15 protein-coding genes and 1 pseudogene are annotated in these 18,567 nt (G+C 68.6%); 13 read left to right on the top strand and 3 right to left on the bottom strand.

What is annotated here, in order from left to right:
- From CKO31_RS10805 to CKO31_RS10785, 5 genes are all read left to right on the top strand, one after another.
- Positions 1–2,196, top strand: a complete 2,196-nt coding sequence (locus tag CKO31_RS10805) for a sodium-translocating pyrophosphatase (protein WP_200236949.1) — start codon at positions 1–3, stop codon at positions 2,194–2,196.
- Between the two features lie 303 nt (positions 2,197–2,499).
- Positions 2,500–4,581 (top strand): sodium-translocating pyrophosphatase, encoded by a 2,082-nt coding sequence (locus tag CKO31_RS10800; RefSeq protein ID WP_200236946.1) that lies wholly within the window; start codon positions 2,500–2,502, stop codon positions 4,579–4,581.
- Between the two features lie 205 nt (positions 4,582–4,786).
- Positions 4,787–5,335 carry an inorganic diphosphatase gene (gene ppa / locus CKO31_RS10795; RefSeq protein WP_200236943.1) on the top strand — a complete coding sequence of 183 codons (549 nt, stop codon included), beginning with the start codon at positions 4,787–4,789 and terminating at the stop codon, positions 5,333–5,335.
- A gap of 425 nt (positions 5,336–5,760) precedes the next feature.
- The gene (locus tag CKO31_RS10790; RefSeq protein ID WP_200236942.1) at positions 5,761–6,234 is read left to right on the top strand and encodes a Uma2 family endonuclease; all 474 of its coding nucleotides are present in this window, start codon (positions 5,761–5,763) and stop codon (positions 6,232–6,234) included.
- A gap of 411 nt (positions 6,235–6,645) precedes the next feature.
- Positions 6,646–7,389 carry a PEP-CTERM sorting domain-containing protein gene (locus CKO31_RS10785; protein ID WP_200236940.1) on the top strand — a complete coding sequence of 248 codons (744 nt, stop codon included), beginning with the start codon at positions 6,646–6,648 and terminating at the stop codon, positions 7,387–7,389.
- Between the two features lie 64 nt (positions 7,390–7,453).
- On the opposite strand, the gene CKO31_RS10780 is transcribed toward CKO31_RS10785, so the two are convergent.
- On the bottom strand, positions 7,454–9,052 hold the full coding sequence (locus tag CKO31_RS10780; RefSeq protein ID WP_200236938.1) for an AmpG family muropeptide MFS transporter: 1,599 nt from the start codon (positions 9,050–9,052) through the stop codon (positions 7,454–7,456).
- Positions 9,053–9,401: 349 nt separating this feature from the next.
- Between CKO31_RS10780 and CKO31_RS10775 the strand changes: the two genes are divergently transcribed.
- Positions 9,402–10,730, top strand: coding sequence for an alpha/beta hydrolase (locus tag CKO31_RS10775; protein ID WP_200236936.1), 1,329 nt, complete (start codon positions 9,402–9,404; stop codon positions 10,728–10,730).
- A 138-nt stretch (positions 10,731–10,868) separates the two neighbouring features.
- Here CKO31_RS10775 and cbiE read toward each other — a convergent pair whose 3' ends face one another.
- Positions 10,869–12,176, bottom strand: coding sequence for a precorrin-6y C5,15-methyltransferase (decarboxylating) subunit CbiE (gene cbiE, locus CKO31_RS10770; protein WP_200236934.1), 1,308 nt, complete (start codon positions 12,174–12,176; stop codon positions 10,869–10,871).
- Positions 12,177–12,331: 155 nt separating this feature from the next.
- Between cbiE and CKO31_RS10765 the strand changes: the two genes are divergently transcribed.
- From CKO31_RS10765 to CKO31_RS27640, 7 genes and pseudogenes are all read left to right on the top strand, one after another.
- Positions 12,332–12,979: a precorrin-8X methylmutase gene (locus tag CKO31_RS10765; RefSeq protein ID WP_200236932.1), complete on the top strand. Its 648-nt coding sequence runs from the start codon at positions 12,332–12,334 to the stop codon at positions 12,977–12,979.
- Entirely contained in the window at positions 12,976–13,797 is an 822-nt protein-coding gene (locus CKO31_RS10760; RefSeq protein ID WP_200236931.1) for a precorrin-2 C(20)-methyltransferase, read from the top strand. Before CKO31_RS10765 ends, CKO31_RS10760 begins: the two co-directional genes overlap by 4 nt.
- Positions 13,794–14,567, top strand: coding sequence for a precorrin-3B C(17)-methyltransferase (gene cobJ, locus CKO31_RS10755; protein ID WP_200236929.1), 774 nt, complete (start codon positions 13,794–13,796; stop codon positions 14,565–14,567). Before CKO31_RS10760 ends, cobJ begins: the two co-directional genes overlap by 4 nt.
- A 236-nt stretch (positions 14,568–14,803) precedes the next feature.
- Positions 14,804–15,196 carry a DUF2782 domain-containing protein gene (locus tag CKO31_RS10750; protein WP_200236928.1) on the top strand — a complete coding sequence of 131 codons (393 nt, stop codon included), beginning with the start codon at positions 14,804–14,806 and terminating at the stop codon, positions 15,194–15,196.
- 70 nt (positions 15,197–15,266) lie between these two features.
- Positions 15,267–15,923 (top strand): TRAP transporter small permease subunit, encoded by a 657-nt coding sequence (locus CKO31_RS10745; RefSeq protein ID WP_200236926.1) that lies wholly within the window; start codon positions 15,267–15,269, stop codon positions 15,921–15,923.
- The gene (locus tag CKO31_RS10740) at positions 15,916–17,298 is read left to right on the top strand and encodes a TRAP transporter large permease (RefSeq protein WP_200236924.1); all 1,383 of its coding nucleotides are present in this window, start codon (positions 15,916–15,918) and stop codon (positions 17,296–17,298) included. Before CKO31_RS10745 ends, CKO31_RS10740 begins: the two co-directional genes overlap by 8 nt.
- Positions 17,299–17,390: 92 nt before the next feature.
- Positions 17,391–17,924, top strand: a pseudogene (locus tag CKO31_RS27640) (Uma2 family endonuclease); the annotation flags it as partial.
- Here CKO31_RS27640 and CKO31_RS27635 read toward each other — a convergent pair.
- Positions 17,888–18,274, bottom strand: a complete 387-nt coding sequence (locus CKO31_RS27635; RefSeq protein WP_369075126.1) for a PilZ domain-containing protein — start codon at positions 18,272–18,274, stop codon at positions 17,888–17,890. The pseudogene CKO31_RS27640 and the gene CKO31_RS27635 overlap by 37 nt on opposite strands.
- Between the last annotated feature and the right edge of the window lie 293 nt (positions 18,275–18,567).

Below are 18,567 nucleotides of genomic sequence, written 5' to 3'. Positions count from 1 at the left end.
ATGACTGAGCCCGTTTTCTGGATCGCCCCGATCGCCGCCATCGTCGCCATGATCTTCGCCTGGCGCTTCTACAAGGAGATGCAGGCCGAGGACGAAGGCAACGAGAAGATGCGCACCATCGGCGGCCATGTGCGCACCGGCGCCATGGCCTATCTGCGCCAGCAATACAAGATCATGCTGGTGGTCTTCGCGGTGGTGGCCGGCCTCTTCGCCTACCTCGCCTATGGTCTCGGCATCCAGAACGTCTGGCTGCCCGTGACCTTCGTCTTCGGCGGCTTCTTCTCCGCGCTGGCCGGCTACTTCGGCATGCAGACCGCCACCCGCGCCTCCACGCGCACCACTGCCGCGGCGCAGACCTCGCTGGCCAAGGCGCTGCGGATCTCCTTCCGCAGCGGCGCCGTGATGGGCTTGGTGGTGGTGGGTCTGGGACTCGCCAATCTGGTGTTCTGGTTCATCCTGGTGGACCTGCTCACGCCCGGCGATGCCATCGACGGCGCCCGGCTGGTGCTGGTGACCACCACGGTGCTGACCTTCAGCATGGGTGCCTCCTTACAAGCGCTGTTCGCCCGTGTCGGCGGCGGCATCTACACCAAGGCCGCCGATGTGGGCGCTGACCTGGTGGGCAAGGTCGAGGCCGGTATTCCGGAGGACGACCCGCGCAACCCGGCGGTGATCGCCGACAACGTCGGCGACAACGTCGGCGATGTCGCCGGCATGGGGGCGGACCTGTTCGAGTCCTACTGCGGCTCCATCCTCGCCGCCAGCGCGCTGGGCGCGGCGGCCTATGTCGCCGAGCCGACGATGCAGTTGAAGGCGGTGGTGGCGCCGCTCGCCATCGCCGGCGTCGGCATCCTGTTGTCGGTGCTCGGCGTTTATATGGTGAAGACCCGGGAGGGCGCCGACCAGCGCGAGCTGCTGCATGCGCTCTCCCGCGGCATCAACGTCAGCGCCGCGCTCATCGTCGTCGCCGCGGCCGGCGTGCTCTGGCTGCTCGGCATCGACAACACCTGGGGCATCTGGGCCGCGGTGGTGACGGGGCTGGTGACGGGCATCATCATCGGCCGCTCCACCGAGTACTTCACGTCGCCGTCCTACCGCCCGACGCGCAGCATCGCCCGCGCCGCCGAGGGCGGCGCCGCCACCACGGTCATCGCCGGCATCGGTGTCGGCATGCTCTCCAGCATCCCGCCGGTGGTGGCGGTGTGCGCCGGCACCATGCTGGCCTTCCTGTTCGCGTCCGGCTTCGACGTGGCGCAGATGGGCCAAGGGCTCTACGGCGTGGCTATCGCCGCGGTGGGGATGCTCTCGACGCTTGGCATCACGCTGGCCAGCGACGCCTACGGCCCCATCGCCGACAACGCCGGCGGCAACGCCGAGATGAGCGGTCTCGGGCCCGAGGTGCGCGAGCGCACCGACGCCCTGGACTCCCTCGGCAACACCACCGCCGCCACCGGCAAAGGCTTCGCCATCGGCTCAGCGGCGCTGACGGCGCTGGCGCTGATCGCCTCCTACGTGGAGGTCATCCGCATCGACCTGATCGCCGCCGGCATCACGACGCTGGTGCTGCCGGATGGCGCCTCGGTGGCGACGGCGGAGGCGAGCCTGCTGCAGTTCATGGCCTACTACAATGTCACGCTGCTCAATCCGGTGGTGCTGATCGCGCTCTTCCTCGGCGCCATGGTGGCCTTCGCCTTCAGCGGGCTCACGGTGCTGGCGGTGGGCCGCGCCGCCCAGCTCATGGTGGACGAGGTGCGCCGGCAGTTCCACGACAACCCGCACATCCTGCGCGGCAAGGCGGACCCGGACTACGAGCGCTGTGTGGCCATCTCCACCGTCGGTGCCCAGCGCGAGATGATCCTGCCCTCGGTGATCGCCATCGCGGCGCCGGTGTTGGTGGGCTTGCTCTTCGGCGTCGCCGGCGTGGTAGGGCTGCTGGTGGGCGGTCTGGCCACGGGCTTTGCGCTGGCGGTGTTCCTGTCCAACGCCGGCGGCGCCTGGGACAACGCCAAGAAGCACATCGAGGCCGGCCACCACGGCGGCAAGAACTCGGTGGCACACCGGGCCTCGGTCATCGGCGACACCATCGGCGATCCCTTCAAGGACACCTCCGGCCCGAGCCTGAACATCCTCATCAAGCTCATGAGCATCGTCGCCATCGTCATGACTGGTGTGACGGTTTCGTTCTCGCTGCTGTGATGGGGTCGTTGGGATGGGGTCGTTGGGCGTGGCGGCTGGCTGACTCCGCCCGTGCTGGTTGGATAAGTATCCAGCAGGAAGTACGGAGTACGAAGTACGGGGCGGACCCCGACCGCAGCACTCCGTACTTCGTACTCCGCACTCCGTACTCCGTACTTTTCCCATACCGGCCGACGCCGGTAGGCCCGACAATCTTGCTGGTGCTCCGCGCCTCTTCGCCTTGCAATCCTCAGCGGGCTGACCGAACAATGCCGCGCGGCGGCGCAAGCCGTCGTGGAGCACTGCTGAGGAGATAACAAGACGATGTCCATGGGCCCGATCTTCGCCATCCTGTGCGCCCTGGTCGCCGTGGGCTACGGCATGGTGTCCATTCGCTGGGTCCTGGCCCAGCCTCAAGGCACCGAGCAGATGCGCCAGATCGCCGGGGCCATCCAGGAGGGCGCCGCCGCGTACCTGAATCGCCAGTACCTGACCATCACCCTGGTGGGACTGCTCCTGATGGCGGCGCTCTGGCAGATCCTGGGGCTCGAGACGGCCGTGGGCTTCCTGGTGGGCGCCACGCTCTCCGGCGCCGCCGGCTACATCGGCATGCTGGTGTCCGTGCGCGCCAACGCCCGCACCGCGCAGGCCGCGCACAAGGGCATGGACGCGGCGCTACAGGTGGCCTTCCGCGGCGGCGTCGTCACGGGGCTGCTGGTGGTGGGCTTTGCGCTGCTGGCGGTCGCCGGTTACTACCTCTGGCTGGCGCCGGCGGATCCGTCGGATATGGACGGACAGATGCAGGCGCTCTATGCGCTGGTCGGTCTCGCCTTCGGCGGCTCGCTGATTTCTCTGTTCGCGCGTCTGGGCGGCGGCATCTTCAGCAAGGGGGCCGACGTCGGCGCCGATCTGGTGGGCAAGGTGGAGGTCGGTATTCGGGAGGACGACCCTCGGAATTCAGCGGTGATCGCCGACAGCGTCGGGGATAATGTCGGCGACTGTGCGGGCATGGCCGCCGACCTCTTTGAGACCTACGCCGTTACCCTGGTGGCGGCCATGCTGCTCGGGGGCCTGCTCCTCGGCAACCATGGCGCCAGCGTCATCGCCTATCCGCTGGTCCTCGGCGGCGCAGCCATCATCGCCACGGTCATCGGTACCTACTTCGTCAAGGCGAAAGACGGCGACGAGCGCATCATGGCCGTGCTCTACAAGGGCCTCACCACCGCCAGCATCATCGCTCTGCTGCTCTTCATCCCCGTTACCTGGCTGATGCTGCCGCCGACCCTGGCGCTGCCGTCCACCGGCGAGCTCGTCAGCCGCTGGGGCGTGCTGGGCGCCGCGGCCGTCGGACTCTCACTCACCGGTCTCATCGTCATCATCACCGAGTACTACACCGGGAGCGACTATGGTCCGGTGCGCGCCATCGCCAGGGCGTCCGCCAACGGCCATGCGACCAACGTCATCGCCGGCTTGAGCATCGCCATGAAGGCCACGGCGGCGCCCGTGATCGTCATCTGCCTGGCCATCTGGGCGGCTTATTCCCTGGGCGGGCTCTATGGCATTGCCATCGCCGCCACCGCCATGCTCAGCATGACGGGGATGATCGTCGCACTGGATGCCTATGGCCCGATTACCGACAACGCCGGCGGCATTGCCGAGATGGCGGGCATGGACCCAGAGATCCGCAGCATCACCGATCGGCTGGACGCCGTTGGCAATATCACCGAGGCGGTAACCAAGGGCTATGCCATCGGCTCCGCCGCGCTCGCGGCCTTGGTGCTCTTCGCGGACTTCACGCATATCCTCGCGCGGGCGGGCAAGGCACTGGCGTTCCAGTTGGATGATCCAGCCGTCCTGATCGGCCTATTCATCGGCGCACTGGTGCCCTATCTGTTCGGCGCCCTGGCCATGGAGGCCGTGGGCCGGGCCGCCGGCGGCATCGCCAATGAGGTGCGCCGGCAGTTCCAGGCCATGCCCGGCATCATGGACGGGAGCCAGAAGCCGGACTACTCCCGCGCCGTGGATATACTAACGCGCTCGGCCATCACGGAGATGCTCTTGCCCGCGCTGCTGCCGGTGCTGGTGCCCGTGGTGGTCGCCTACGGCCTGCAGTGGCTCATGGGCGGCAATGCAGGCGCCTTGGCGCTGGGCGGCATGCTCATCGGCACCATTGTCACCGGGCTTTTCCTCGCCATCTCCATGACCGCCGGCGGCGGTGCCTGGGACAACGCCAAGAAGCTCATCGAGCAGGGCAGCTTCGGCGGAGCGGGCTCGGACGCGCACAAGGCATCGATCACCGGTGACACCGTCGGCGATCCCTACAAGGACACCGCCGGCCCGGCCATGAATCCGGTGGTCAAGATCATCAACATCGTGGCACTGCTGATGGTGCCGCTGATCGTCTGACGGCCCAGCAGGCAAGCCCTGCCGCGTCGGGCCGGCCGCCTGGCGCTGCCGTACGCATGCCGCGCCACAGCTCGGGCGCAGCGCCGGACCGCGGCGGCAGTTTTGCTGCACCTGCGTTAAACTCCCGGCCTCTTCACGTCACCTTCCATGTCCACGCCCCGCACCCGCGGCGTCCGGACAGCACGCCAACCACTGAGGAGCCACCATGGATCTGCAACGCGTCACCCGCGGCGACCGCATCCCGAACGAGATCAACGTCATCATCGAGATCCCGTCCCACTCCGAGCCGGTGAAGTACGAAATGGACAAGGAGACCGGCGCCATGTTCGTCGATCGCTTCATGTCCACGGCCATGCACTACCCCTGCAACTACGGCTATGTGCCGCACACCTTGTCCGCGGACGGCGACCCGGTGGACGTCATGGTGGTCACGCCCTACCCGCTGATCCCGGGCTCCGTCATCGAGTGCCGGCCCATCGGGGTGCTCAAGATGACCGACGAGTCCGGGGACGATGCCAAGATCCTGGCGCTGCCCATCGACAAGCTGTTCAAGGGCTATCGCAACATCACCAGCTTCCGCGACATGCCCCCGCACCTGCTGGACCAGATCGCGCACTTCTTCGAGCACTACAAGGACCTCGACGAGGGCAAGTGGGTCCGCGTCGACGGCTGGGGCGGCCGCGAAGAGGCCCGCGAGGAGATCATGGCCAGCGTCGCCATGTTCGACGAGGCGCCGGAGAAGCCCTACTTCTGACGCCTGCCGCCCTGCGCCCCGGCCGCTCCATCTGCGCCCCGACCGGGGCTGCGACCCTCCAGGTCGGCCGGTGACGCGCCCATCGTGCTCCAAGCTCCACACACCCCCCGGCCAAAGGTGACAGCCGAAGGGCATGCATCCTAGAAAAAGGGGCCAAACTCGAATCCTGCTAGACTTTCCGCAGCCTGGCCCGAATGGCACTAACTTAAGCGGCGTCTTCATAAAAACAGTCACTTAGCGAAGCGCTTGGCCTGCAACCCGAACAGCTCCAGGCCGTCCGACATGCGAAGACCGCCCGCTTGTGCCGCAGGAGAGCTTGGATCGTCGTATCGTAGTCAACGTAAGTGTCTGATTCATATCGCGGAGTGGCTTAAGTTACCGCCATTCCAGCCTGGCCCCTTTTCTGCTTTTTGGAGTCATCCGCGATGCAATGGTCCGATGTCATCAATGATCCGAGCCTGCGCGACCTCCCGTACAAGATCGAGCTTGATGCACGGGGACGGATTGTGATGAGTCCCGCATCCAACCGTCATGGAATACAACAGGCTAAATTGGTTCGCTTACTGGCGGGTGTGCTCACGCATGGCGAGATTGCAACGGAATGCTCCATTGGCACCCATGCGGGGGTCAAGGTGGCGGATGTGGTGTGGATGTCACCCGAGTTCCTGCGTCGGTACGGCGATAGTACACCCTATCCACAGGCGCCCGAGCTCTGCGTCGAGATCCTGTCTCCATCCAATGCCAACAGCGAGATCGAGGAAAAGATCCGATTCTACCTGGGCTATGGCGCCCAAGAGGTCTGGACCGTGGATGAACAAGGCCAGATCCGTCTCTTCGGCGCGGAAGGTCAGCGTCAGGTGTCGGCGCTGCCCGGTGTTACCGGACGGCTGGCGATCTAAAAAGCGGGAAAAGGGACCACGGGAAAAGGGCCAAGGCTCAAATCCTGGGCCTTGATCATAACTCCGACCGCCTTGGGTGCTGACTGGGTAGGCAGGCCATCTTGGCCAGACGAAATCAAAGCTGGCAGCCCTGGCTACGCAGGGTGTGCCCGCGCGGCTTGATCGTTAGCGCGACCAGTAGTGGTAGGGTGGACGAGCGACAGCGAAGTCCACCCCGGGAGCGCCGGTAAGCTGGTGGACTGCGCTGCGCTTGTCCACCCTACGCCCTACGCCTGCTGAGCTGTCCGCGCCGCCCTCGGTTGAGCCTTGACCAGCCCTGTGGTCTTCGCTAGCGTTGCGACAAGAAGCTGCCTTGGGCTCGCAGAGGCGGGCGAATTTCCAAATCCACCACCGGCTACTCGGCCACATGGCATGAAATATACTCCCCTCCTTATCGTCTTGGCTCTCTTCGCCACTCAAGCGCCAGCTCACCTCTATTTCGAAACCTTCCCGGTTGAAAGTCAGACGCCGAACGAAGCAGGTTGGAAGTCCTACACGGGCTCTACTGCCCAGGATTTGTCGGACGAAGCAAATGGCACCGACGGCGGCACCTGGATTACCACCGGTTCCGATGCAATTGGAAGCTATATTTTCGAGGGCAACGGTTGGACCGAACAGCCGAATCTGATTTTCGCGAACAATCTGCCTTCGGGCAGCAGTTCCATCAATGTGTCAGATATTACGGAAATCACCTTTCATTCCCGTGGAGATGGCAATGCCGGAGATTTTTACCTGACGGTTGAAGTGGGCGGAAGCTGGTACCGCAGCACAGTCGGGTATAATGGCGGCCCCGAGTGGATGGAGCACACGCTGATGTTCAATCCCGGCCCCGCTAATTGGTACGCAATGGATTTCACTGCTGGGGGAACCACCGCTTCGGGAGGCGATTATGGCGGGAATTTGTATTTCGGCGGAACCACCAACCCCTCCAGTGCATTGTCGGGAACCTTAAACCATCTTGGATTCGCGATCGATCCGCAGACCGCCGGCACCGGGTCCGCGAATCAGCGATTTGATGAAATCACGGTGATGCCCGAACCCTCCTCTCTGCTTTTGATGGCAACTACGGGTTTGGCCGCGTTTGGACTAGCTGCTTGGCGGCGCAAGACCCGCTAAGCTCTGGCCATCGGAATTTCCCCCCGGCTGTCCGTCGCATCGAGCCGCCTCGCGGCAGCCCCGGTCAGGCGGCGTCGCGGATGGCGAGCCGCCGCCCGGCGAGCCACACCAGGATCAGCACCGGGATGCCGATGAGGGTGGTGAAGATGAAGAAGCCGGGGTAGCCGATGCCGTCGACGATGCTGCCGGAGTAGCCGCCGAGGGTCTTGGGCAGCAGGGTCATCAGGGAGCTGAAGATAGCGTACTGGACGGCCGTGAACTGGACGTTGGTGAGGCTGGAGAGGAAGGCGACGAAGGCGGCGCTGGCCAGACCCGCCGCCAGGTTGTCGGCAAAGACCGTCCCGTACATCAGCGGCACGTTGTGCCCGACATAGGCAAGGCCGACGAAGGCGAGGTTGGTGGCGGCGGACAAAATGGCGCCGAGCATCAGGATGCGCATGACGCCAAAGCGCGTCGCCAGCAGGCCGCCGAGGAAGCCGCCGACGATGCTCACCAGGACGCCGAAGGTGTTCACCGCCCTGGCGATCTCCGGCTTGGCGAAGCCGATGTCCTGGTAGAAGACATTGGCGATGACGCCGAGCACGATGTCCGAGATCCGATACAGCCCCACCAGCGCCAGCAGCAGCAGCGCGGTGGCCAGCCCGTAGCGGCGGAAGAAGTCCAGCACCGGCGCCACCCAGGTCTCGGCGGCCATCGCGCGGTCCACGGCGCCGAGCTGCACCAGCCCCCAGCCCACCAGCCCGGCGACGCCGATGGCGAGCGCCAGGCGCACCGCTTCCACCAGCAGCGTCACGAAGCCGCCGCCGCCGACGGCGTCCTTGAGCATTGCGAAGGCTCCGCCGCTTAGGAAAAAGGTCCCGGCGAAGGCGGCCGCCGCGCACAGGAATACCGCCACCAGCCGGGCATAGGCGATGGCGGGGTAGGGATAGTCCACCTGGCGGCTGCGCACCGGCTCCGGCACCAGCAGGGTCGTGGTGATGCCCACCAGCATGGTGCCCGCCATGATGCTGTAGGTCAGGCTCCAGGCCTCGAAGGAGTAATGCTCCGGTGAGGACAGAAAGGCCGAGGCCAGAAACAGCGCCCCGGCGCCGCTGGTGACCATGCCGATGCGGTAGCCGACGATGTAGGACGCCGAGAGCATGCCCTGGAGCGCCGGCGGCGCGGATTCGATGCGAAAGGCGTCGATGCAGATGTCCTGGGTGGCCGCCGAGAAGCCGAGCATCACGGCGGCGAGCGCCATGCGCACCAGCGCCTCCTGCCCCTGTGCCGGATCGATGGAGGCCATCAGCAGGATGGCGGTGACGATGGCGAGCTGCGCCAGCAGCAGCCAGCCGCGCCGGCGCCCGAAGCGCCGGGTGAGCCAGGGCAGCGGCAGCCGGTCCACCAGCGGCGCCCAGACGAACTTGAAGGAGTAGCCCAGCGCCGCCCAGCTGAAGAAGGTGACCGCATTGCGCTCCACGCCGGCCTCCCGCAGCCACAGCGACAGGGACGAGAAGATCAGCAGCAGCGGAATCCCGGCCGAGAAGCCGAGGAACAGCATGGTCACCACGCGGCGGTCGCGGAAGGCGGTCAGCGCGTCGCGCCAGCGCCCGGCAGCCGCCGCCCTGCGGTTGCCGCCGTCAGCGGCGCCGGCGGCGGCATTCGGCTCTGCGGGCTTGCTCATGCGGCTGCGGCTCTCTCTAAGCGAGCGGGGCTGCTCTGGTCTGGTCTGGGCTGGGCTCGACTGGGCCGGCATGCTAACCCGAAAGCCGGCCCCGGTTCGGGGCCGGCCGCGAAAGGGCCGGCACATGCGATGGCCGCCCATTGATCGCGCCGCGACCGCTGAGCCAGCGGCAAATCCCTATCCGGACCGCTATGGCTGGCGGCATCGGGCCCGCCGCCCGCGCACCTTCACAGTCTGCGCGCCGCCGCACCTCACGGATGCCGTAGAATCCGGGGCTTGCGACGCCGGTGCGAGATGGCTATGCACCGCAAGCGCCGCGTCGTCCGGCAATCAACCCCAGGAACAGACCATGCCACGCCGAGTGCAACGACTCATCGTCATCACGGTAGTCAGCCTGCTGACCGTCGGCTGCGCCAGCAAGCCCCGGCAGCTGATGCCCACACCGGTGGTCTACCAGGCGCCGGACGGTGAGCCGGTGGTGACCCTGCCGGCTGATGTCCGCAGCGCCAGCACCGACGTGGACCTGCTCTACCTCACCGACCGCGCCCCGCAGACGGACCCGCAGAGCGATCTGCCCTATGGCCAGGACCGGGCCAAGCGCATCGAGTTCGGCTCCGCGCGGGTGGAGATCGGCCCGGACGTGACCTGGCCGGTGCTCGAGCGCGAAAGCCGGCTCGCCGAGCGCACGCGGGACATGGATCTGTCGCTGGGTCGGGTGCAGCGCCTCGGCGCCTTCCCCGAAGAGCCCTACGCCATCCGCCTCGGCCCCGACGGCAATAGATACCGGGATGACGGCACCCTGGCCCAGCACCTCGCTGCGCGGCGGCAGTTGCAGGAGGAGGTCCAGGCGCGCCTCGTGCGCTCGCCGCGCAAGGAGGTCATGCTCTATGTGCACGGCTTCAACGAGACCTTCGCCACCTCGGCCTTCACCGCCGCGGAGCTGTGCCATTTTCTGGGCCGCGAGCCGGTGTGCGCCTTCTTCACCTGGCCGGCGTCGTCCACCGGCAATTTCCTGATCTCCTACACGTCCACCACCGAGTCCGCCGACTACGCCCGGAACCACCTGAAGAAGGCCATCCGCACCCTGGCCACCACCCCCGGCGTCGAGCGCCTGCAGTTGCTGGCCCACAGCCGCGGCACGGCGTTGTTGCTGGGCGCCCTGCGGGAGTTGTTCAGCGAGGTGGTCTCCGCCGGCAAGGAGCCGGCGGATGTGTTGAAGGTGGACAACCTGGTGCTCTTTTCGCCGGACATCGACGTGGAGGTGGCCACCCAAACGGTCACTGCCTTTGCGTCCGACCCGGACGTGTTCAGCGTTTGGCCCAGCGGGCGGCTGCCGGACCCGATGCGCGGGCGCTTTACCATCTATTCCTCGCCGCAGGACCGCGCCCTGCTCGTCTCGCGCATCCTGTTCCGCAGCGAGAGCCGGGTCGGCAACCTGCGCCCCGAGGACGTGCCCGAGGACTCCCAGCGCTACCTGGACAAGCTCGGCGACGTCGACGTCATCGTCTACGAGGGCAAGCGCACGGACGCCTTCGGCCACTCCTACTTCACCACCAACCCCAGGGTCAGCGCCGACGTCATGCAACTGCTGCGCTATGACAAGGCGCCGGGCGAGCCCGGCCGCGACCTGACCCGACGCGGACCCATCGTCTGGGAGTTCCCGCAGGGGGCGCAATGACCCGGCACCGTGCAAACGCCAACGCGGATGAAAAAAGGCCCGCCCAACGACGCAATGCCAGCACAGAGGCCGGCCTGTGGTTGATCTGGCTCTGGCCGTAGGTCGGCGCTGAGCGACAGCGAAGCCCGACACCTAGCGCTAGGTCTCGACGAGGCTCTCGTCCCCCGGCTTGGTCGCCGCCAGGATGGTGATGGGCATGGCCGGGCGCCAGCCGTCGAAGCGCCCGAGCGGGGCGGCGTCTGCCGCCTGCACGCGAGTCAGCGCGCCGCCGATCTCCGCCCGCAGCGCCGCCAGGGCCGCCTCGCTCTGAAGCGTCACGGCATTGGCCACCAGCCGCCCGCCCGGGCGCAGCGCCGCCCAGCAGCGCTCGGCGATCCCGGCGGCGGTGAGCCCGCCGCCGATGAACACGGCATCCGGCGCCGGCAGGTCCGCCAAGGCGTCCGGCGCCCGACCCGCCACCACCACCAGCTCCGGCACGCCGAGCGCCGCGGCGTTGTGCGCGATCATGCCGCGGCGCCCGGCATCGGGCTCGATGGCGAGGGCGCGGCAGCCGTCTTCCGAGCGCATCCACTCGATGCCGATGCTGCCGCAGCCCGCGCCCACGTCCCACAGCAGCTCGCCCGGGCCTGGCGCCAGCCGGCTCAGGGTCAGGGCCCGCACATCGCGCTTGGTGAGCTGGCCGTCGTGGCTGAAGGCGTCGTCGGGCAGGGCGGTCCGGCGCGGTCGGGGTCTCCAGCCGGCGGGCGCCCGGCACACCACGGCGATGAGGTTTAAGGGATCGATATCCGACTCGGCCCAGTGGTCCGCCGCGGCCTCGCGCCGCCGCTCCGCCGGGCCGCCCAGGCGCTCGAACACCGTCAGGACGCTCGCCCCCCAGCCGTCGCCGCGCAGCAGCTCGGCCAGCAGTCCGGGTGTGCGCGCGTCGGCGGAGAGGATCAGCAGCCGGGCCCCGTCGGCCAGGTGCAGGCGCACCCGGGTCAGGGCCAGCTCTGGGGCCAGCGGCGGGTCTGCGGACACCGGCCGCAGTACCGTCGCATCCTGCAGGGGCCAGCCGAGCCGGGCCGCCGCCAGCTGCGTCGAGGACAGCGCCGGCAGCACCCGGTACTCGCCGGGCGCGAGCCTCGCGGCGAGCTTGGCGCCCGCCCCGAACCACATGGGGTCGCCGCTGGCGAGCACGCACACCGCCGATCCCCGCAGGGAGAACACACGCTCGAAGGCGAGGTCGAAGGGTTGGGGCCAGGGCTCGCGGCGCTGCTGCGCGCCCTGGCCGTCCAGGTGCGTCGGCAGCAGCTCCAGATGGCGCCGCGCACCGAAGACCCATTCGGCCGCGGCGATAGCGCCCAGGGCTGTCTTGCCGAGGCCGGCCGGCCCGTCCTCGCCGATACCGACGATGCTGAGCCAGGGGCCGCCGCCCGCCGTTGGGGCAGATTGCGCATTCGTTGACATGAATCCCTTTGTTCTCCGGTGTGCCCCACTGGTGGAGTCCGCCACCAGCCGGTACAGTTAAACGTTTCCGCGCAGACCGACGCGCTCGGGCCCGAGTGCCAGCCCCTACTCGAGCCCGAGCCGCCGACCCGCGCCGCCGTCGAAGCCCATCGCCGATGCTGCCATACAACCGCGACGCCGACGCCATCTACCGCGAATCCTTCGCCATCATCCGCGCCGAGGCGGACCTGGACCGTATCCCGCCGGACCTGGAAGCGCTGGCGGTGCGCGTGGCCCATGCCTGCGGCATGCCGGACGTCATCGACGACCTGCTGTTCTCGCCGGATGCCGGCAGCGCCGGCCGTGACGCGCTGGCCGCCGGCGCCGCCATCCTCTGCGACGGGCGCATGTCGGCGGAGGGCATCACCCGCCGCCGGCTGCCGGCGGATAATCCGGTGGTCTGCACCCTGGATGACCCCCAGGTGCCGGCGCTGGCCCGCGCCCTCGGCAACACCCGCACCGCGGCGGCCATGGAGCTGTGGCGGGCGCAGCTCGCCGGCGCCGTGCTGGTCGTCGGCAATGCGCCGACGGCCCTGTTCCGGCTGCTGGAGATGCTGGACGACGCCGCGCCGCGGCCGGCGCTGATCCTGGGCTTTCCGGTGGGCTTCGTCGGCGCCGCCGAGTCCAAAGAGGCGCTGGCCGCAGACAGCCGCGGCGTGCCCTATGTGACGCTGCGCGGTCGCCGCGGCGGCAGCGCCATGGCCGCCGCCGCCGTCAACGCCCTCGGCCGGGAGCCGGCAGCCGCGGGGCCGCACGCCGCATGAGCCCCTTCGACGCCCGCCCCGACGGTCCGAGCCACCGCCAGTCCGGCGCACCCGCCGCGGACGGCGCCCGGGGCGGCACGCCCGAGCAGGCCCTCGGCCGGCTCTTCGGCATCGGCGTCGGCCCCGGCGACCCGGAGCTGCTGACGCTGAAGGCCCTGCGGCTGCTGCGCGCGGCCCCGGTGGTGGCCTACTACGCCGGCCCCAGGAAGCGGGGCAACGCCTACACCACGGTGGAGGAGCACCTGCGGGCGGATCAGATCCTGCTGCCGCTGGTGTACCCGGTGACGGGACGCATCCCGGCGCCGCCGTTCGACTACGAGGGCACCATGCGCCGCTTCTACGACCGCGCCGCGGACCTGGTGGCCGGCCACCTGGCTGCCGGCCGCGACGTGGCGGCGCTGTGCGAGGGCGATCCCTTCTTCTACGGCTCCTTCATGTACCTGCACGACCGCCTCGCCGGGCGATTCCGGGCGGAGGTGGTGCCGGGGGTGTGCTCGGTGGTGGCCAGCGCCGCGGCGGTGGGCACGCCGCTGGTGTACCGCGACCAGAGCATGCTGGTGCTCGCCGGCACCCTGCCGGAGGCGGAGCTGGAGCGCCGGCTCGCGGACGCCGACGCCGCCGCCATCATGAAGCTCGGCAGCAATTTCGAGAAGGTCCGCCGGGTGCTGACGCGCCTGGGACTCGCCCACCGGGCGCTCTACGTGGAGCGCGCCACCATGCACGGCGAGCGCATCGTGCCACTGGCGGAGATCGACCCGGCGTCGGTGCCCTACTTCTCCATGCTGCTGCTGCCGGGCGAGCAGTGGCAGGGCGCGTGAGCGAGACAGACCCGGACGTCGGCAGCCTCGCCGTCGTCGGTCTCGGGCCCGGCAGCGCTGCCCAGCGCACCCCGGCCGTGAGCGCGGTGCTGGCCGCCGCCACCGATGTCCTCGGCTACCAGACCTACCTGGACCTCGCCGGCCCCTTCGCCGCGCATCAGCGGGTGCATGCCTCGGACAACCGCGAGGAGCTGGACCGCGCCCGCCACGCCTTCGCGCTGGCCGCCGCCGGCGCCCGGGTGGCGATGGTCTCCTCCGGCGACCCCGGCGTCTTCGCCATGGCCGCCGCGGTGCTGGAGGTGCTGGATCAGGCCGACGACCCCGCCTGGCATGGGGTGCAGCTGCGCATCCTGCCCGGCGTCTCCGCCGCCCAGGGCGCGGCGGCCCTGGCCGGTGCGCCGCTGGGGCACGACTTCTGCGCCCTGTCCCTGTCCGACAACCTGAAGCCCTGGGCCGAGATCGAGCGCCGCCTCGCCCTGGTGTGCGAGGCGGACCTGGTGCTGGCCCTGTACAACCCGCGCTCCAAGGCCCGGCCGGACCAGTTCGCACGGGCGCTGGCGGTGATCCGCGCGCAGCGGGCGGCGGCGACGATCGTTGTGCTCGGCCGGGATGTGGGCCGCCCGCGCGAGCAGCTCACCGTGACCACCCTGGCCGAGCTGCAGCCCGAGCAGGTGGACATGCGCACCCTGGTCATCGTCGGCTCGTCCCGCACCCGGCGCATCGAGCGGGCGGACGGCGGCTGCTGGGTCTATACGCCGCGGTTTTATTGAGGCCCTTCACCGGACCGAGCTTCATCCATCTGGTCAGGCTGAGGCACGAAGCCCGGCGCTGCGCTGGCGGTCGCCGCCCGATTGTCGGGCCTCCTGAAGTCGACCCGACCTACGCCGAGGCGCCCGCAGGCCGCTGGGACTGCCGCCCGGCGGGTCACTGGCACTGCGACCCCCCATCCCGTCCGGCGCCCATCCGTAATACACTACGGCGACTCGCACGCTGCATCCGGACCGCCATGCAAGCCTTCCGCTTCCCGCCGCCTGCCATTGTCCTGCCGCTGCTGCTCGGCGGCTGCATCGGGCTCGGCCTTTGCGCCACGGCCGCCGCCCAGCCGCCCGCCCAGTCGCCCGCCCAGCCAGAGGAGGAGAGCCCCTTCCTGTCCGCGCCGGCGGTGCCTGTCCCGCCGACACAGGGCGAGCGGGTGGAGCCGGAGGTGACCATCATCGAGACCGATGAAGAGGTCATCTACGAGTACCGGGTGAAGGGCCAGGTGTACATGGTCAAGGTCGAGCCCATCGCCGGCCCGCCTTATTACCTGATGGACACCGACGGCGACGGCACCCTGGATGTCCAGGACAGCCGCGAGCCGAACCTCGCGCTGCCGCAATGGCTGTTGTTCAGCTGGTGACGACGGGTGCCGCAGTGGCCGCCCGGGTCTCCGGCCGGGGGCCGTCGGCAGCAGGGGGTGATCGCAGCGCATGGCGGAAGACGGGCCATTGGCGCAAGCGGGACTGAAGGCGCGGCTGCTGCGGCTCGCCGGCTGGCTTGACCTGGTCAACCACTGGGTCGGCCGCGTCATCGCCTGGCTGGCGCTGGCCATGGTGCTGGTGACCTTCCTGGTGGTGGTGCTGCGCTACGGCTTCGATGAAGGCTCCATTGCGCTTCAGGAGTCCGTCACCTACATGCACGCCATGCTGTTCATGCTGGGGGCCGCCTTCACGCTCCAGCAAAACGGCCATGTGCGGGTGGACATCTTCTATCAGCGCTTTTCGCCCCGCGGTCGCGCCTGGGTGGACCTGCTGGGCACCCTGTTTCTGCTGATCCCGGTCTGTCTCTTCATCCTGACGGCCTCCTGGGACTATGTGCGCGAGTCCTGGGCCGTGAGCGAGGGCTCGCGGGAGGCGGGCGGCCTGCCCTATGTCTACTGGCTGAAGACCCTGCTGGTGGTAATGCCCGTGCTGTTGCTGCTCCAGGGCGTTGTCTGGGTGCTGCGCAGCGGACTCTTCCTGGCCGGCGTGGACGCGGCTGCCCCGCCGGCGGCGCCGAGTCGGGCGGCCATCGGTCAGGGGGCCGCCGCCGCAGGCAAGGGATCGGCGCAGGGCGAATCCGTCGGGGGAGTGCCGCCCGATGGCTGAGCTGATGCCGCTGCTGCTCTTCCTGGCCGTCGGCGCCGTGCTGCTGCTGGGCTATCCGGTGGCGCTGTCGCTGGGCGGCACGGCGCTGGTGTTCGCCTTCATCGGCGAGTGGTTTGGCCTGTTCGACCACGCCTTCATCGAGGCGCTGCCGAACCGGATCTACGGCGTCATGACCAACCAGACGCTCATCGCCGTGCCGCTGTTCGTCTTCATGGGCGTGATGCTGGAGCGCTCCCGGGTGGCGGAGAATCTGCTGGATACCATGGCGCTGCTGTTCGGGCCCATGCGCGGGGGGCTCGGTATCTCCGTGACCGTGGTAGGCATGCTGCTGGCGGCGAGCACCGGCATCGTCGGCGCCACCGTGGTGACCATGGGGCTTTTATCCCTGCCCACCATGCTGCGGCGCAACTATGACCCGAGCGTCGCCGCCGGCACCATCTGCGCCTCCGGCACCCTGGGGCAGATCATCCCGCCGTCCATCGTGCTGGTGCTGCTGGGGGATGTGCTCTCGGCGGCCTACCAGCAGGCGCAGCTGGACATGGGCATCTTCTCGCCGGACACCGTGTCGGTGGGGGATCTCTTCATCGGCGCGCTCATTCCGGGGCTGCTGCTGGTGGGGGCCTACATCGGCTACATGGTGGGCGTGGCCATCTTCCGGCCCGCCGCGGTGCCGGCCATTCCCGCCGCGGAGCGCCCGGAGCACGACTGGCGCTTCTGGCTGCGGGTGGTGCGCGTGCTGCTGCCGCCCTTCGGGCTCATCGTGGCGGTGCTCGGCTCCATCCTCTACGGCATTGCCACGCCCACGGAGGCGGCGTCGGTGGGTGCCGTCGGTGCCCTGCTGCTGGCCGCCTTCCAGCGCCAGCTGAATCTGCGCACGCTCACCGCGGTGGTCCGCCAGACCACGGTGGTCACCAGCATGGTGTTTTTGATCTTCATCGGCGCGGCCGTCTTCTCGCTGGTGTTCCGCGGCTTCGGCGGCGACGAGGCGGTGACGGACTTCCTGACCAATCTGCCGGGCGGGGTGGTCGGCGCCGTGGCGCTGGTGATGCTGGTGATGTTCCTGCTCGGGTTCATCCTGGACTTTATCGAGATCACCTTCGTCGTCGTGCCCATCGTCGGCCCGGTGCTGCTGGCCATGGGGCTGGACCCGGTCTGGCTGGGCGTGATGATCGCCATCAATCTGCAGACCTCCTTCCTGACGCCGCCCTTCGGCTTCTCGTTGTTCTACCTGCGCGGTGTGGCGCCGCCGGAGGTCACCACGCCCCAGATCTACCGCGGCGTGCTGCCCTTCATCGTGCTGCAGCTGCTGATGCTCGCGGCGCTGGCGCTGTTTCCGGGGCTCGCCACCTGGCTGCCGGATGCCGTGTATTCTTAGCATTCCCCCCGCTGGCGTGATGACGCCTGCGGTATCGACAGGGCGCACGCCAGAGACGAGGACGCAGCGAAAAACCTATCCGGGCCAACGCCATGACAGTCAGCGCAACCGTACCGCCACGGGCGTCGAGCTTCGGCCAAGCCGTTCGTTTCAGTGTCGAGGATTATCACCGCATGGGCGAGGCCGGCATCCTCGGGCCGGAGCTGCGCACCGAGCTCATCGACGGGGAGGTCGTGGAAATGCCGCCGATCGGGCATCCGCATGCGGGTACGGTCAAACTGCTGTCCAACCTCCTGAAGGAGCATTTGGGGCCGACCGCCGTCGTCTCCGTCCAGGACCCGGTCCGGCTCGACGACCACACCGAGCCGCTGCCGGATATCGCGTTGCTGCGCCCGCGCCCGGACTACTACCGCAACGGCCATCCTGAGCCCCGGGATCTGCTGCTCATCATCCAAGTCGCCGACAGCAGCCTCGCCTATGACCGCGACGTGAAGCTGCCCCGCTACGCGCGAGCGGGCATCCCGGAGGCCTGGCTGGTGGACCTGGACGGGCGGCGGCTGGTGCGCCATCGCCGCCCCGCCGGCGCCGCCTATACCGAGGTCGCCGAGACGCCGGACCTGACGGCGGTGCAGCTCCCCGTTGCCGTGGCGGCAGCGGCTGCGGTGACGGGCGGGAGCATGTCCGTGGCCTGCATCAGCCCCCGAAACAGCTCGGCCTGGGGCTCACGGAACATCACGCCGATGCCCGTATTGTCGCCGCCCACGACCACGGCCGGGATCAGCCAGTCGCGGCCGAGACAGGAGAGCTCCAGCTCGATGAGAGTACCGGTCGGCAGGGTCAGGGATTGCACCGACAGGAACATGCCGCTCACCGACAGATCCCTGGCACAAGCGCCGAGGAAAGGCCGGCGACCGTAGCGGATGTAGACGGGCACCTGGAGGCAGTGTCGGGCGGCGTAATCGCGCTTCTCGTTCATGGCTGGTTGTCCTGTCAGGTCGATTTGTCTTGAATCCCGACATCCTAGGATATGTTCTTGACAGCGAAATTCCGCTTTTGTGACCAAATGATGTCCCCGGCAGCCAAATCTTGACGCACGCGGAGCGCCGCGACAGGCGCCATGGCGGCCCGGGCGGACCATCATGCCCACCGCCGACTGGTGCGCGCGTCCCGCCCCGGGGTGCGAATCCTGTGCCCCCGGTCGCGGCAAGACGGCCGGCTGCGTTGTATGTTTCCGAAGCGCCTTTGCCCTTGCTCTGGGCGCCCGCCCCG

The sequence above is a fragment of the Thiohalocapsa halophila genome, from assembly GCF_016583825.1.
Taxonomy (GTDB): Bacteria; Pseudomonadota; Gammaproteobacteria; order Chromatiales; family Chromatiaceae; genus Thiohalocapsa; species Thiohalocapsa halophila.
The sequence above is the reverse complement of the archived record's forward strand: the minus strand, read 5'-3'. Positions and strand labels throughout refer to the sequence as shown.